Origin of the sequence: Martinezella lusitana (genome assembly GCF_014207095.1) — a bacterium.
Classification (GTDB): domain Bacteria; phylum Pseudomonadota; class Alphaproteobacteria; order Rhizobiales; family Rhizobiaceae; genus Rhizobium; species Rhizobium lusitanum_B.
On record NZ_JACHBG010000005.1, the window covers coordinates 251,342 to 266,841 of the forward strand.

Below are 15,500 nucleotides of genomic sequence, written 5' to 3' on the forward strand. Positions count from 1 at the left end.
TCATCACTTGGAGATCGGCCAGACGAAGTTGTTGTCGAAGCTCGGACCGAGCTTGAAGTCCTTCACATCCTTGCGATAGCCGGCGACTTCCGTCTGCTGGTAGAGGATGACGAACGGGCTGGCTTCCATGAACTTCTTCTGGATGTCCTGATACATGGCGCCACGCTTGGTCGCATCGCCTTCGAAGAGCGCAGCCTTGGCCTGCTTCTCCAGCTCGGGAGAGGTCCAGGTATTGCGCCACACGAGCGTCTTGTTGGTGCTGGTATCGGAATTGTCGTCGTTCGTGGTGAAGGTATCGGCATTGGAATGGGGATCCCAATAGTCCGGGCCCCAGTTGCCGAAATAGATGTCATGACCGCGCGAGCGATACTTCGTCAGCTTCTGTTTGCCGTCGCCGGGGATGATCTCCACCTTGATGCCGGCCTGGCCGAGCGTCTGCTGGATTGCGGTCGCAATGCCCGTATCCGGCTCGACGCTGCGCACGTCCATGGTCACGGAGAAGCCGTTCGGCAGGCCGGCCTTGGCCAGCAGTTCCTTGGCCTTGGCGACATCGAGCTTGAACGGATTGTCATCCAGCGAGCCAAGCATGCCCTTCGGTTCGAAGGTCTGATGGATTTCGCCGATGCCCTTGATCAAGGTCTTGCCGATAGCGTCGTAATCGACCAGCGACTTGAACGCCTGCTGCACTTCCGGCTTGGCAAGGTTCGCATTCTTCTGGTTAAGGCTCATGTAGTAGATCGTGCCCTTGGGCGCGCTGGTAGAAGCGAGCTTCGGGTTCTTTTCGATCGCGGTAAGATCGGTCGGCGACAGGTTGCGGGCAACGTCGATATCGCCATTCTCAAGCGCCAGGCGCTGAGCCGAGCTTTCCTTCATGAAACGGTAGATGACGCGGTTCAGCTTCGCCTTGTCGCCATAATAGTTTTCGTTCCGCTCAAGAACGATGGCTTCGTTGGCGCGCCATTCGCGCAGCTTGAACGGACCTGAACCGGCAAAACCGGTCTTCAGCCAGGCATTGCCGAAGTCGTTGTCATACTTGTAGTCGGCCGACGGAGTGACCGGCTTCACATGCTGGAGAACCAGCTTCTTGTCGACCACTTCGGCAACGGTTGCCGTCAGGCAGTTGAGCACGAAGCTCGGCGCATAGGGCTTGTCGACGGTGAAGGTGAAAGTGTTCGGATCGGTGGCCTTGGCCTTCTCCGTGACGTTGCCGCCGTTGATACCGAACTGGGTGAGAATGAAGGCCGGGCTCTTGTCGAGCTTGACGACGCGCTCGAAGGACCATGCAACGTCGTCGGCGGTGATCGGATTGCCGGACGCGAATTTTAAGCCGGGCTTCAGCTTGAACGTATAGGTCAGGTGATCATCGGAAACCGACCAACTCTCGGCGATGTCGGCCTTGATCTTGGAGGTATCGTTGATGTCGAGGCGAACGAGCAGGCTGTAGGTGTTGCCGGTGATTTCGGCGGCGGACAGCTCGTAGGCTTCGGCCGGATCCATGCTCAGAATGTCGTCGAACGCGAAGCCTTCGACCAGCGTGTCCTTGGGCGTTGCGGCGAAAGCGCTCGGCGCCGCCATCAACAGAAGCGACAAAGCCGCGCTTGCGGAAAGCGCGCGAAAGCCGCGGTTCATCTTGGTAATCATCATTGTTTTCATTCCCCTTTTTTTAAACTCTACACAATATCAGGACGCACTTGTTCCGCTGTCTTCCTTCCAGGCGGAGGCCAGGATCCGAAGCCAGTTCTCCCGGCACAGCTTTACAAGATCGGTTTCAGCATAGCCAGCCTTGCGAAGGGCAACAATCAGGTTTTGATTGCCTGCCGCATCGGTGATTTCCTGCGGGATAGTCGCTCCATCGAAGTCCGATCCGAGACCGACGCAATCGATGCCGACGCGTCCCACAAGATAGTCGACATGACGCACCATGTCCTCGATCGGCGTATCGATATCCGAGCGTGCATCTTCGCGCAGCATGGTCGTCGCATAGTTGAGGCCGACAATGCCGCGGCTTTCCTTGATGGCGTCGAGCTGCTTGTCGGTGAGGTTGCGGGCAACCGGCGTCAGCGCATGCGCATTGGAGTGGCTCGCGACGAGCGGCTGATCCGAGGTCTTTGCGACGTCCCAGAAGCCTTTTTCGGTGATGTGGGCGAGATCGACGACAATACCCAGCCGGTTGCACTCACGCACCAGCGCAAAACCCGCATCCGTCAGCCCCGGCCCGGTATCCGGAGAGCTGGGGAAAGCAAAGGGCACACCGTGGGCGAAGACGTTATTGCGGCTCCAGACCGGGCCGAGCGAGCGCAGGCCGGCGGCATAGAAGGTTTCAAGGGCGGCAAGATCGGAATCGATGGCTTCGCAGCCTTCCATGTGCATCACCGCCGCGAAGACACCCTTTTCGATGCAATCGCGAATTTCCGCCGTGGAGCGGCAAAGCTTCCAGGCGCCGGCGCGATCGAGCCTGAGTGCGATCGCCGCCATCTCAAGGGCGATATCAAGCGAAGGCGCCCGCTCCAGAGGAGCGGAAAGCGGCGTCGAGTAATGGCCATTGCTATCCGGATCGGCAAAGACGAGATCGCCGGACGGGATGTAGATGGCGCAGAGACCGCCAATCAGGCCGCCGGCGCGCGCACGCGGTCCATCGATATGGCCGGTCGAAATTCCATCCTTGAATTCGGCGATCGGGTCGGCGCCTTCGCGCGCATGATGCCACAGCCTCAAAAGAACGTCGTTATGACCATCGAATACGGATTGCATCGTCTACCCTGGATGAAGCGCCCGGTGGGGGCGACTGGAAAGCGGCCAGAATAGAAAAGCTGGCAGGATTCGCCATACCCAAATGAAAAAAATTTGCATTTGCATGGAACAGTCAACTGAAACGAAAAAGGCGGGGTGAAAACCCCGCCTCAAGATCGCTGATAATGTGTCGGGCATTTCAGCGCTTGGCTCGCTTCTTCTGGCGGTAAACGTCGACGGCGACGGCGGCAACGATGATGCCCCCTTTGGCGATATCCTGGTAGTAGGCATTGACATTGAGAAAGGTGAAGCCAGAGATCATCACACCGAGGATGACGGTGCCGATGACGGTGCCGGAGATGCGCCCAACCCCGCCGGTGAGCGACGTGCCGCCGATGACAGCAGCCGCGATCGCATCCAGCTCATTGTTCAAACCCATGCCGGCCTGCCCCGTCTGAGCACGCGCGGCGGTGATGATGCCCGCAAGCCCTGCCAGAAGCCCGGCAATTGCATAGACCTTGACCAGATGTGCCTCGACATTGATGCCCGATACGCGCGCGGCCTGCACATTGGCACCGATCGCATAGGTAAACTTGCCATAACGGGTGTAGCGCAGTGCGATATGGAAGATGATTGCCACGATCAGGAAAACTGCGACGGGCCAGATGCCGGAGCCGATGAAATTGAACTGATCGGTGAGGCCGGAGACCGGCTGCCCTCTAGTGTAGAGCTTCGCTAGGCCGCGTGCCGAGACCATCATGCCAAGCGTAGCGATGAAGGGAGGGATTTTCGTCCGGGTGATGAGCTGGCCATTGATGAAGCCGGCAAGCAGGCCGATCAGAAGGCCGATGCCGATCGGCACGAAGAAGGGCATGTCCGTCAGGGCCGGATAAACCGCTCTTGCCCAGGTCGAGGACTGCGCAAAGCTCGCGGCGACCATCGCCGTGAGGCCGACGACGGAACCGGAGGAAAGGTCGATGCCGCCCGTTATGATGACTTGCGTCACACCGACCGAAATGATGCCGATGACGGAGACCTGCAGGATCATGATCTTCAGGCGCTGCAGGTTCATCAGGAAGCTCTGGCCGACGAAGATCCAGCCGAGGATTTCACAGAGAAGCGCAATGCCGATCAGCACAAGGAAGATGCCGAGCTCGGGCGGAACACGGCGGCGTCTTGGCCGCGTGACTGCCGGGGCGGTCGCCTCTGCAACTTTGGTAACCATGGTTCAATCCTCCCTTGCGACGGTTGGCGGCGTTACTGCGCGGCCAGTTCCATCACCTTCACTTGAGTTGCTTCCGCGCGATCCAGGAATCCGGTCACCCGCCCTTCATGCATCACCATGATCCGGTCGCTCATGCCGAGCACCTCTGGCATTTCCGAAGAGATCATGATGACGGCGACACCGTTGCGCGCCATTTCGGTAACGAGGCGGTGGATTTCCGCCTTGGCGCCGACGTCGATACCGCGGGTCGGCTCGTCGAGGATCAGGATGCGCGGGTTTGTCAGCATCCACCGGCCGATCAGCGCCTTCTGCTGATTGCCGCCGGAAAGGTTTTCGATGCGCTCATCGAGGTTGGGCGTCTTGACGCGCAACTTCTTAGCCATCTCCTCGCAGGCCTGCTCGATCGGCCCTTCCTGCACGAAACCGCCGCGCACGAACTTGTCGTGCAGCACTGCGACCTGCATGTTCTCGAGAACGCTGAGGATGAGAAGACAGCCCGTATCCTTGCGGTCTTCAGTCAGGAAGGCCATCCGGTGACGGATGGCGTCGGCCGGCGAGGAAATCGTGGCTGCCTTGCCGAAGAGCTGGATCGTGCCCGACGATGCCGGCGTCACGCCGAAGATGGTTTCCGCGACGTTGGAACGGCCGGAGCCGACCAGTCCGGCGACGCCGAGGATTTCGCCGGCCCTGACATCGAAAGAGACATTCGAGAACACGCCGTCGAGGCTCAGATCCTTGACCGAAAGCACGGTGTCGCCGATCGGCACCTCTTCCTTCGGAAACATCTGCGTGATCTCGCGGCCAACCATCATACGGATGATGTCGTCGCGCGTCACATCGGTGGAAGCGTGCGTGCCAATATATTTGCCGTCGCGGAACACCGAGAATTCATCGGCGATCTCGAACAGCTCGTTCATCTTGTGGGTGATGTAGACGATGCCGATGCCCTGGGTGCGCAGATCGCGGATGATCCGGAAGAGATGCTCGACCTCGCGCTCCGTCAGGGCAGAGGTCGGCTCGTCCATGATCAGCACGTCGGAATTATAGGAGACCGCCTTGGCGATCTCGACCATCTGGCGGCTTGCTACGGAAAGCTCGCGCACCTGGATTTCAGGGTCGATGGAAATGTTCAGGCGGTCGAAGAGTTCTTCGGTCTTGCGCCGCATCGCGGCGTGATCGACGAAGCCGAAGCGGTTCTTCGGTTCGCGCCGGATCCAGATATTTTCCGCTACCGTCATGAAGGGCATCAGGTTGAGTTCCTGATGGATCATGGCGATGCCGTTTTCCAGCGCATCGAGCGGTGACTTGAGCCGGATTTCGACGCCCTTAAGGCGCACGTCGCCCTGGTCGGGAATATAGATGCCCGCGAGGATCTTCATCAGCGTCGATTTGCCCGCGCCGTTTTCACCCATCAGCGCATGCACCGTTCCACGCTTCAAGTGGAAGGAAACGTCGTCGAGGGCCAGAACGCCGGGAAACTCCTTGCGGATGCCTTCCGCGCTCAGCAGATAGGTGGCATTGGGGACAACGCCGCTGGCGCGCACCGCCGCCATGGTGGATGGGCTCACAACCATTTTTCCCTCCCGGGCAGATCGGATTTGTGAGGATGCGGGCTTACTTGCCCGCATCCGTCGATCATCAGCGATCAGTTCTTCTTCACGAAGTCCTTGACGTTTGCCGGCGTCACGAGCTGGAAGGGAATATAGACCTTTTTGTCGATCTTATCGCCCTTGGCGAGCTTCAGCGCGGCATCCACCGCACCCTTGCCCTGACCGGCAGCATCCTGAAACACGGTGACCTTCAGGTCGCCGGCCTGCATGGCGGCAAGCGCATCCTGTGTCGCATCGACACCGGCAACGACGATCTTGTCCAGCGGCTTGCCGGCAGCCTTCAGCGCCTGGATGGCGCCGATCGCCATTTCGTCGTTGTTGGAGATGACGGCGTCGAATTCGAGACCGCTGGAGAGCCAGTTGGTCATCAGGTCGGCGCCCTGGGTACGCTGCCAGTTTGCAGTCTGCTCCTGAACGATCTGGATGCCCTTGCAGGCGTCGGTCGCAAAGACGTCATGGACATCCTTGGTGCGCATGCGGGCCGCTTGGTTGGACAATTCGCCCATCATGACGACGGCTTTGCCCTTGCCGCCGAGAAGACGGCAGGCTTCCTTGGCTTCCAGCGTGCCGGATTCCTGCTCGTTGGAGGCGACGAAGGCCTGTTTGTCCGGAAGGCTGTCGACGTTGGCCGGCTCGCGGTTGACGTAGATCAGCGGGATTTTGGCATCGGCAGCCAGCTTGGAGATGGCAGCCGTTGCGTCGGTATCGACCGGGTTGACGATGATGGCATCGACCTTACTGGCGATGAAGTTCTGGATCTGGCTCTGCTGCTTGGCGATATCGTTCTGAGCGTCTTCGACCTGCAGCGTCACGCCGTTCAGACCCTTTGCATAGTCCTGCATGCCGTTGCGCAGAACGGTCAGGAAGTTGTCGTCGAACAGCGCCATCGACACGCCGATGTTTTGGGCGTGAGCGGCAGTCGACAACAGAAGCGCCATCGCGGTGCCAAGAATGAATTTCTTCATGTTTTCCTCCCAGATGCGGTGTCCGGCCACACCCCTCCTTAATGCCGGAGCCCTCGGTCTCGACCGCAGGGCCTGTCATCAATTCAGCCGACACTCCCATGGCGGCCACATTGAAAAAACGGAACAAACAAACCGTAAAACGATAAGTACGGAATATTCATTCCATTTTTCGTCGCAAAGGTCAATACTAATTTCAGGCAGCTTCGCGGGAGGCGAAGAAGGTGGATTTCTTACGAGCGCCACTGGCAAGTATCGGCCCACCGAACCTACATATCGGCACCCCTTCCGATGAAACGGTTATTCCATCGCCACAGGAAGGGGGTAGGATTATACTGGCTCTGGCCGCCGGGCGGCGGCCCGCAACGGAGAACAAACATGCCCTCAATGTACAGTTTCTCGGTCCCCGTCTTTCAACGCGGCCTACAAAACCTTTCGGCCTACCTCGACAAGATCGAAACCTATGCCGCTGAGAAGGGCATCGAGGCGAACGAACTCGTCTCCGCTCGCCTGATCGACGACATGCTGCCGCTCTCCGGCCAGTTCCAGCGAGCCTCCGATACCGCCAAGCTCGCGATCGCCCGGCTCGCCGGCATCGATGCGCCGCGCTTCGAAGACAATGAAACGACGGTGTCGGATCTGCGCGAACGCCTGAAGAAAACGCAGGATTTCCTGGCGACAATCACACCGGCCACGATGGAAGGCAGCGAAACGCGAGAGGTGACGATCTCGCCGGGAGGCAACAAGATCACCTTCAAGGGCGAGGATTATCTGGCAAAATTCGCGCTGCCGAACTTCTTCTTCCACGTGACCACGGCGCACGACATTCTGCGCAGCCGTGGCCTGCCCGTCGGCAAGCTGAATTATCTTGGCGCTCTTGGCTGATGCCGATCAGGGCTGGCGCGAAACCGGCCCTTTTTCCGTCAGTTCCGTATAGGCAAGAGTCTGGTCCAGATGTTCCGCCCGCAAGGAAAGCAGCTTTTCCGCATAGGCAAGCCGCGTTGCCGCGTACGCCGCGTCATCTACGACATTTGAAAGCTCCATCGGGTCCTTCGCCAGGTCGAACAAGAGTGGCGGGAGACCGGCGAAATGGACATATTTGAACCGTTCGTCACGAATGACGGCGAGATTACAGGCATTGGATTTCAATCCGAAATGCCGCTCGAAGGTCTCATCGGCGATATCGCGGAAATCGAACTCCCAGAATGCCGCTTTGCGCCACGTCTCCGGCTCGGAACCATCCAGGAACGGCAAAAGCGTTTCACCGTCGACATGGTTTTGCGGCGCGACCCCGATCCGGTCGCACAGGCTCGGGAAAATATCCGCAGCGCTGGTGAAACGGTCCACCTGCCGGCCATGCGTGGCAGGCTGGCCCGGATCGCGAATGACGAGCGGCACATGGTAGCTGCCGTCATAAAAGCCGCCCTTGCCGAGCATCCAGTGATCGCCCATCATCTCCGCATGGTCGGAGGTGAAGACGATAACGGTGTTGTCCCAGGCATCTGCATCTTTCAGCGCCTGCCAGATCCGGCCGAGCTGCGCGTCGACTTCGGCGATCATGCCGTAATAGATGGCGCGGATCGCGGATAGGTCCTCCGCCGTCCATTCGCTGATGGAGCCGTGGCCGCCGTATATGAAGCCGCCTTTACTGATCTGCGGCAGCGCGAAGGCAAGCAGCGGATGCGCCGACATGTCCGTCGCCCGATCGGCGGCACGAGCAAAGGCAGGCCCATCCTTTTCCGAGAACATGCGATTATAGGGTTCCGGCACCGAGAATGGCGGATGCGGCCTCAGGAAGGACACATGCGCAAACCAGGGGGCATCCTGCTCGCCGAGCCAGCGGATGAATTCACCCGTCAGGAAGGCCGTCTGCGTCTCATCCTTGGAATAGGCGGGCGCATCGTTGGAAATCTCGCCCGGCGCCGCACCGGCCGGGATATGGATATCGCGGCTGACGGCACCGGCATGGCCGCGCGAGCGCAGCCAGGACAGCCACTGTTTTTCATGCTCTGGCAACAGCTGCCGCGCAGTAAAACCGGGCAGAACGCCTTCATAAGTCGTCAGATGCGGGTCACGCGGATCGCGGCCGCGCGGGTCCGGCGCGGTATCCGTATAGCCGAACAGCGTCGGATCGTAGCCGGCTCGACGTGCCGCGAGGGCGACATTGTCGAAACGGGCATCCAGCGGCGAACCGTTGCGGCAAACGCGATGGTTCATCTGATAGAGGCCAGTATAGAGCGTCGCCCGCGCCGGCGAACAGGGCGCGGCACCGGCGTAATGGCGGCGGAAAAGCACGCCTTCCTTGGCCAGCGCATCGACATTCGGCGTCCGGACGCATTCATGCCCGACGGCGGAGAGGCAATCTCCCCGCCATTGGTCTGCCGAAATCAGCAGAACATTCGGACGCTTGCCCCCGGAAGAGCGCTCAATGCTGGTTGGATTTGGCATGCCAGTTCCACGCGGATTCGATGATGCGGGTCAGATCATATTGCGGCGACCAGCCGAGAATGTCCCGGGCCTTGTCGTTGTTGGCGACGAGCGTCGTGGAATCGCCCTCGCGACGACCGACATATTCGACCGGAAACGGCCGGTTCGACACGGTTTCGATCGTTCCGAGCAGTTCCTTCACCGTCGTTCCCGTGCCGGTGCCGAGATTGAGAGCGACGGATTCGCCGCCGCGCAGCAAGTATTCCACCGCACGGACATGGGCGTCGGCGAGATCGAGCACATGGATGTAGTCGCGCACGCAGGTGCCGTCGCGGGTGTCATAGTCGCTGCCGAACACCTTGAAGCCCTGACGGCGGCCAAGAGCCGCCTCGATGGCGAGCGGGATGGCATGGGTTTCCGGCGTATGCCACTCGCCGATGCGGCCCTCGAAATCGGCGCCGGCGGCGTTGAAATAGCGCAGCACGACGGAGCGCAGATCCTTGTACTGGTCGTAATCGGCAAGGGCCTGCTCGACGATGTATTTCGTGCGGCCGTAGGGATTGATCGGCACCTGCCGGTGGCTCTCATCGAGCGGCACGCTCTGCGGCAGACCATAGGTAGCGCAGGTGGAGGAAAAGACGAAAGCCTTCACGCCGGCCGCCTGGGCGGCCGAAAGCAGGGTCAGCGTGCCGATGACGTTGTTTTCATAGAAAGATACGGGATCCTTGACCGACTCCCCCACTTCGATCAGCGCAGCGAAATGCAGGATGGCGGCGGGCTTGTATTTGGCAAGCACCTCGTCGAGACGCGCCCGATCGCGGATATCGCCCTCCTCGGCCGGTCCCCATTTGACGAACTCACGATGACCGTTGGAGAAATTATCGTAGACGACAGGCTGAAACCCCTTATTCGCCAGATCCAGACATGTGTGCGAACCAATATATCCGGCTCCACCCACCACAAGTACCGTTTCTCCTGCCATGACTACCCCTTAATAACTACAAGGATTTGCCGCCCCAAGCGCGGCGGACCGGTTCGATCCGACGCGTACACTTAGGGAGCTGTAGCCGACTTGCAAGGCGGGATAAAGGAGCAAGATTGGCATCGTCAAGAATGGACGGGTAGCAGAAGCTAAGCCGGCTTTGCCTCCGCATTGCCGGCTTGCATGAGGATTCCGGCAAGCGCCAGAACCGGCGGAACGAGAAAACACGCCATGCCGACAAGCAGGAAAAGCGCCGCCGCCACGGCACAGCCAAGCGCAAAGCCGCCGACGGCGGCGCCCATGCGGGCAAGCCGCGCTTTCATCGCCGCCTTCTCCTCGGGCTTGGCCCCGCGCAGCAGATCGGCAATGTCGATCATGATCTGCGTCGTCGTGCCTGTCATCATCGTCGTCGGCGGTGTCGAGCCGAGATGAATGCGATGCGCCGTCGTTTGGATGGCCATGGCGGCGACAAGGATCATGCCGGTCAGGATCGCCTGCCAGCCGTCCCCGTCGCCAAACGGACCGAAACGCAGGGCAAGGATCGCCGCAAGCACGAGCAGCAGGAATTTCAGCGTCAGGACGATCTGCAACGTCGGCAGATTGCGCCGAGACAGATCGCCGCCCAGGAGGCGAGCAAAAATGACAAAGATGCAAAAGACGGGCAGCGCCAGAAGCTTGGCGACCGCCCCCGAGGCCCCCAAGGCCAAGGCCGCGCCGAGCGTGACGAAATTGCCCGTGACATGGGCGGTGAACAGGCCGTGCAAGGCCAGAAAGCCGGCGGTGTCGACATAGCCGCCGTTGATGCTCAACAAAGTAGGCAGACTCGGCTTCATTGGGCTCCTCGCGCGCTTCGATCGTCACCGATCTTATCGCGCCGAACGACCGCTCCTGTCGAGATGCCTGCTCTTCGGCCTCACAAAACGCTGCCGCTGGACGCCAATTGAACGATGGAAGCATGCTGCAGATCAAGGTTGTACCCACTTGCTTAACCGAGTTGTGCTCTACTGGCTCTCCATCCGACCGGTGTTGGGAGGCATCGTTTCATGATTCCCATAGTTTTCTCGCATCTTTCGCGTCGCATTGCTCGGATCTGTCGGCTCGGAGCCGCGGCGGGACTGGGGCTCCTTGCGTTAACGACGGCCGCAGCGGCGCAAGTGCCGGGCGCGCCGATGCAGTTCATGCTCGTTCATGCCGACCCCAGCTCCGGCGACTGTCGACCCGATGGTTGTATGGACTGGATCGCGGCTGAAGGCATGATCGATGCGAGATCTCCCACCGATCTGCGCAAACTTCTGGCCAGCATCGGCAACAGGAAGCTGCCGATAATCGTGAACTCGCCCGGCGGGAATGTAGAAGCCGCAATGGAAATGGGTGAAATCATTCGGAAGCGCGGCCTGTCGGTGGCCGTGGGTGGAACCCGGCTACAATCCTGTCCAAACAACCAGCCGCTCTGTGCCGACGGATGGCGCGGCGGATCGAAAGGCGTTGTCTATTCTGCAGGCAGCAGATGTTTTTCGGCCTGCCCTTTCGTGCTGGCGGCCGGCGTCAGGCGCGTCGTCAGCCCGTTCAGTATCGTGGGAGTCCATCAGGTCAAAACGACCTATGATCAAGAGCGGATCATCTACCGGATGAAGTATCAGATCGTTAACGGCAAGAAGCGCCTCGTCAGTCGCCGGGAAATCAGCCGCAAATTTGTCGGACAGCACGACAGTACGAAACTGTCAAAATCGCAACGATCGAGATTCCTCGCTTACTTCAAGGAAATGGGCATCGATCGGTCGATACTGGATATGGCGATGAGTGCCGCTCCAAGTTCGATACGGCTCATTACGCCGGATGAGGCAATGAAAATCGGCCTGCGAACCGACCAGGCCTCCGCCGATGACCTGATCAAGGCCGGATCTTGCGCGACCGGCCAGCCGTTTTCGGCCTGCCAGGCGCCCGTGTCTACGGATTTGGCGGCTGTTTTTGCCAACCCACCCTTTGCGGATTGGCAACTGAACCCCGTGCAGGATTTTCTGGCACCTGATATCGCACCGAATACTAGCCGGAGTCAGCAAGGTGGCGCCTGTGTCCCGCGATCGGCGGACTATTCACCTCACTGGGTTTCAAGCATGGTGATTTCGTCGGACAATTCCGCAATTCGTTGCCGAAGCTCGGACTCAGTGCCATCATCCACATCGCCATCGCCGAAACAATAGCGTGCTATATGCAGCTCAAGCTTGGCTTCGAGCACCTCACGCTGGGTGCGCAACTGTTTGAGATAGCTGTTTCGCATCGCAAACCACGCTTTCTAAAAAAGTAAGTCTCACCTGAATAAATGGGTTCGGCGGCAGAAAGTTTCGATAGGTATCCTATCCATCTCCCGCAAACTGCAATCGCCGCTTGCGGCAATGCGTCATCCTGGGTCTGTTGCAAAGCGGACAACCGGTCATCACATTCATGCGACTGGCACCTGAAAAGATCCTGAAGGCAAATATTGGCGCTGACATGCGCTCCGGATTTGGGCTAATTCAGGTGAATTGTTCGAGGTAAATTGTGTTGAACGAAAAAATTGCCGTTATCGGCCTCGGTTATGTGGGCCTTCCAGTTGCGATTGCGCTCGCCGAAAAATTTCATGATGTGGTCGGTTTCGACATCAAGGCCTCGCGCGTCACAGCGCTGAAGGCTGGCGAGGACGATACCCGCGAGGTTTCCGTCGAACGGCTGAGGGCGAGCGGGCTGCGTATCAGCAGCGAGATCGAGGATCTGCACGATCGCGATATCTTCATTGTCGCTGTACCGACACCGATCGACCGCAACCGCCAGCCGGATCTGCGGCCGATGATCTCCGCCTCGCGCACGGTCGGCAAGGTTTTGCGCAAAGGCTCGATCGTCGTCTACGAATCGACCGTGTATCCCGGTGTGACCGAAGAAGTCTGCGGCCCGGTGCTGGCGGAGGTTTCCGGCCTGCAGCAGGGCGTGGACTTCCATGTCGGCTACTCGCCGGAGCGCATCAATCCCGGCGACAAGGAACACACCTTCGAGCGCATCGTGAAGGTCGTCGCCGGCGATGATGAAGAGACGCTGGAAAAGATCGCCGCCATCTACGGCGCCGTGGTCGAGGCCGGCATCCATCGCGCCCCGAGCATCAAGGTCGCCGAGGCCGCCAAGGTGATCGAAAACACCCAGCGCGACGTCAACATCGCATTGATGAACGAGCTCTCGATCATTTTCGAGAAGATGGATATCCGGACCGCCGACGTGCTGAAGGCGGCAAGGACGAAATGGAATTTCCTGCCCTTCACTCCAGGCCTCGTGGGCGGCCACTGCATCGGCGTCGACCCCTACTATCTAACGGCCAAGGCCGAAGAGCTCGGTTATCACCCGGAAGTCATCCTCTCCGGTCGCCGCATCAATGACGGCATGGGCGCTTTCATCGCCCAGAAGCTTATCAAGATGCTGGTCTCGGCAAAAAGGCCCATCAATGGCGCCCGCATCGGCATTTTCGGCCTGACCTTCAAGGAAAACGTGCCGGATCTGCGCAATAGCCGCGTACCCGATATCATCCGAGAGCTGCATCAGTTCGGCCTGGAACCGCTGGTGCACGATCCGATGGCAAACCATGATGAAGCCGAAGAGGAATATGGCATACGCTTGGCAGCACTTGAGGATTTCGGCAAACTCGACGCCGTCGTTCTTGCCGTGCCGCACAAATCCTATCTGGCCGATGGCGCTGCGGATATTCTCAATCTCCTGAACGAAAGCGGAGTCGTCGTCGACGTCAAGGCGGCACTCGACCGCAACAATTCATTGCTGCAGGGGCATTCGGTCTGGAGCCTTTGACAGGCTCCGGCGCCGGCTCAGCGGCCCTTCGCTCCGGAGCCGGCAACCGTGACAGCTAACCCCTGTTCGACCGAATAGGGTGGCGACCAGCCGGTGACGGCTTTTGTCTCACCAATATCGACCTGAAGCGACCCCAGCAGGCGCCGTGCCGCAGCCCCGCGCCCGAGCAGCGATGCGAGCCCTTCCAGCAGCATTGGCGGCACGGGTAGCATCAGCGCATTCTTCCCCTGCGCCGATGACAGCTTGCCGATCAATTCGCCGATTGAAAGATCCGCGCCGTCGCTGATCAGGAAGGTACGATTTCCGGCGGCCGGATGGGAGCTGCAGAGCAGCATGAAATCGACGAGATTGCCGACAAAGACGAGCGACCTGCGGTTTCGAACCGCACCGAACGGCCAGGGAAACGGCTTTGCGGCCCAGTTCATCAGGCTGGCGAAATTCGCCTTGACGCCAGGCCCATAGACCAGCGGCGGCCGTATGATGACGATTTCCATGCCGGTTTCGGCGCCGATGGCGACCAGCGCCTCTTCCGCCTCCAGCTTCGAATGGCCATAGGGATCTTCCGGATGTGGTGCGTCGGAAGCCCGAAACGGCCTTCCTGGCGCCGTTTCCTCGCCGTTGACCTTGATCGAACTTAAAAAAATGAAGCGCCGGATACCGGCCGTCGTCGCCTGCCGCGCCAGATTGACCGTGGCATCGACATTGACTGCGCGAAATGCAGCGAGCGGATCGGCGGCACTTTCGTTCATGACATGAACGCGCGCCGCCAGATGCATGACGACATCGAGGCCGGCAAGCGCAGCGGACCAATCCGTCGTGGCATCGATCGCGCCGGTGGCGATGAAGCCAGGCCGCGGCGCGCGGCTTACCGGCCGATACGCCATCTGCCGCCGCGCAAGCTCTGCGCAGAGCGCCTGCCCGACAAAACCCGTCGCACCGGTGATCAGGATCATCCGTCCATTGCCTCTGCTCGTTCACGCCAACCATCATTGCTGTCCCGATGCTTTGCACCGGATACCGATCGGGAACAAGGCCGGGGAATCTGGAGCAAGCCAGTTGTGCACTAATCCGCAATGTGAGATGCACAAAATATCAAACCGCCGTCACCGCTCCACGCGGGAGACGATGCAACTGCAAGAGACGATGCTCTATACGATCGCAAAGCGCCTTTTCGATTTTCTCGCCGCCCTTGCCGCGGCCATCGTCTTTTCCATTCCGATTCTGATCGTCGCCCTTGCCGTTCGGCTGACATCGCCCGGGCCGGTTCTCTATTGGTCGGATCGCGTCGGCCGCGGTAACAAGATCTTCCATATGCCGAAATTTCGCAGCATGCGCACAGATACGCCCGCTGTCGCGACGCATCTGCTGAAGGACCCCAAGATCTATCTGACCCCGATCGGCTCCTTCCTGCGCAAATCCAGCCTGGACGAGCTGCCACAGCTCCTGTGCATTCTAAAGGGCGAAATGAGCATCGTCGGCCCCAGGCCTGCCCTTTTCAACCAGCACGACCTGATTGCCCTGCGCACCGAGTGCGGCGTCGATAAGCTGCTGCCGGGTCTCACGGGCTGGGCGCAGGTCAACGGCCGCGACGAGTTGCCGATTCCTCAGAAAGTGGCGCTGGACGAGGATTATCTGCAGCGGCGTTCGTTCTTTCTCGACCTCAAGATCATCGCCCTGACGGCTCTGAAGGTGGTTCGGCGCGATGGAGTGACCCATTAAAGCATTTCTGAGTGGAGCGC

Annotated in this window: 13 protein-coding genes; 3 read left to right on the forward strand and 10 right to left on the reverse strand. The window is 59.7% G+C overall.

Going from position 1 to position 15,500, the window contains the following annotated elements; all coding sequences use genetic code 11:
* Positions 1 to 3: 3 nt before the first annotated feature.
* The 5 genes from GGD46_RS13845 to GGD46_RS13865 all read right to left on the reverse strand — a co-directional run bounded on the left by GGD46_RS13845 (position 4) and on the right by GGD46_RS13865 (position 6,530).
* Entirely contained in the window at positions 4 to 1,644 is a 1,641-nt protein-coding gene (locus tag GGD46_RS13845) for an ABC transporter substrate-binding protein (RefSeq protein ID WP_184704709.1), read from the reverse strand.
* A gap of 36 nt (positions 1,645 to 1,680) precedes the next feature.
* A complete protein-coding gene (locus tag GGD46_RS13850; protein ID WP_184704711.1) occupies positions 1,681 to 2,751 on the reverse strand; it encodes a dipeptidase in 1,071 nt (356 codons plus the stop codon).
* 178 nt (positions 2,752 to 2,929) lie between these two features.
* Entirely contained in the window at positions 2,930 to 3,955 is a 1,026-nt protein-coding gene (locus tag GGD46_RS13855) for an ABC transporter permease (RefSeq protein ID WP_184704713.1), read from the reverse strand.
* A 32-nt stretch (positions 3,956 to 3,987) separates the two neighbouring features.
* Entirely contained in the window at positions 3,988 to 5,529 is a 1,542-nt protein-coding gene (locus tag GGD46_RS13860; RefSeq protein WP_184704715.1) for a sugar ABC transporter ATP-binding protein, read from the reverse strand.
* A gap of 71 nt (positions 5,530 to 5,600) precedes the next feature.
* The gene (locus tag GGD46_RS13865; protein ID WP_184704717.1) at positions 5,601 to 6,530 is read right to left on the reverse strand and encodes a sugar ABC transporter substrate-binding protein; all 930 of its coding nucleotides are present in this window, start codon (positions 6,528 to 6,530) and stop codon (positions 5,601 to 5,603) included.
* 375 nt (positions 6,531 to 6,905) lie between these two features.
* Between GGD46_RS13865 and GGD46_RS13870 the strand changes: the two genes are divergently transcribed.
* Entirely contained in the window at positions 6,906 to 7,412 is a 507-nt protein-coding gene (locus tag GGD46_RS13870) for a DUF1993 family protein (RefSeq protein WP_184704719.1), read from the forward strand.
* 6 nt (positions 7,413 to 7,418) lie between these two features.
* Here the strand turns inward: GGD46_RS13870 and GGD46_RS13875 are convergent, their stop codons facing one another.
* The 4 genes from GGD46_RS13875 to GGD46_RS33780 form a co-directional block, all read right to left on the reverse strand.
* The gene (locus tag GGD46_RS13875; RefSeq protein ID WP_184704721.1) at positions 7,419 to 8,975 is read right to left on the reverse strand and encodes an alkaline phosphatase family protein; all 1,557 of its coding nucleotides are present in this window, start codon (positions 8,973 to 8,975) and stop codon (positions 7,419 to 7,421) included.
* Positions 8,953 to 9,936: a UDP-glucose 4-epimerase GalE gene (galE, locus tag GGD46_RS13880; protein ID WP_184704723.1), complete on the reverse strand. Its 984-nt coding sequence runs from the start codon at positions 9,934 to 9,936 to the stop codon at positions 8,953 to 8,955. Before galE ends, GGD46_RS13875 begins: the two co-directional genes overlap by 23 nt.
* Before the next feature lie 149 nt (positions 9,937 to 10,085).
* Positions 10,086 to 10,769 carry a YoaK family protein gene (locus tag GGD46_RS13885; RefSeq protein WP_184704726.1) on the reverse strand — a complete coding sequence of 228 codons (684 nt, stop codon included), beginning with the start codon at positions 10,767 to 10,769 and terminating at the stop codon, positions 10,086 to 10,088.
* Positions 10,770 to 12,034: 1,265 nt separating this feature from the next.
* Positions 12,035 to 12,214: a hypothetical protein gene (locus GGD46_RS33780; protein ID WP_246806296.1), complete on the reverse strand. Its 180-nt coding sequence runs from the start codon at positions 12,212 to 12,214 to the stop codon at positions 12,035 to 12,037.
* 260 nt (positions 12,215 to 12,474) lie between these two features.
* On the opposite strand from GGD46_RS33780, the gene GGD46_RS13895 reads away from it, so the two are divergent.
* Positions 12,475 to 13,761 (forward strand): nucleotide sugar dehydrogenase, encoded by a 1,287-nt coding sequence (locus tag GGD46_RS13895; protein WP_184704730.1) that lies wholly within the window; start codon positions 12,475 to 12,477, stop codon positions 13,759 to 13,761.
* 17 nt (positions 13,762 to 13,778) lie between these two features.
* Here GGD46_RS13895 and GGD46_RS13900 read toward each other — a convergent pair whose 3' ends face one another.
* Positions 13,779 to 14,714 carry a UDP-glucose 4-epimerase family protein gene (locus GGD46_RS13900; protein ID WP_184704732.1) on the reverse strand — a complete coding sequence of 312 codons (936 nt, stop codon included), beginning with the start codon at positions 14,712 to 14,714 and terminating at the stop codon, positions 13,779 to 13,781.
* 190 nt (positions 14,715 to 14,904) lie between these two features.
* Here GGD46_RS13900 and GGD46_RS13905 point away from each other — a divergent pair, with 190 nt between their 5' ends.
* Positions 14,905 to 15,480, forward strand: a complete 576-nt coding sequence (locus tag GGD46_RS13905; RefSeq protein WP_184705043.1) for a sugar transferase — start codon at positions 14,905 to 14,907, stop codon at positions 15,478 to 15,480.
* Positions 15,481 to 15,500: the final 20 nt, after the last annotated feature.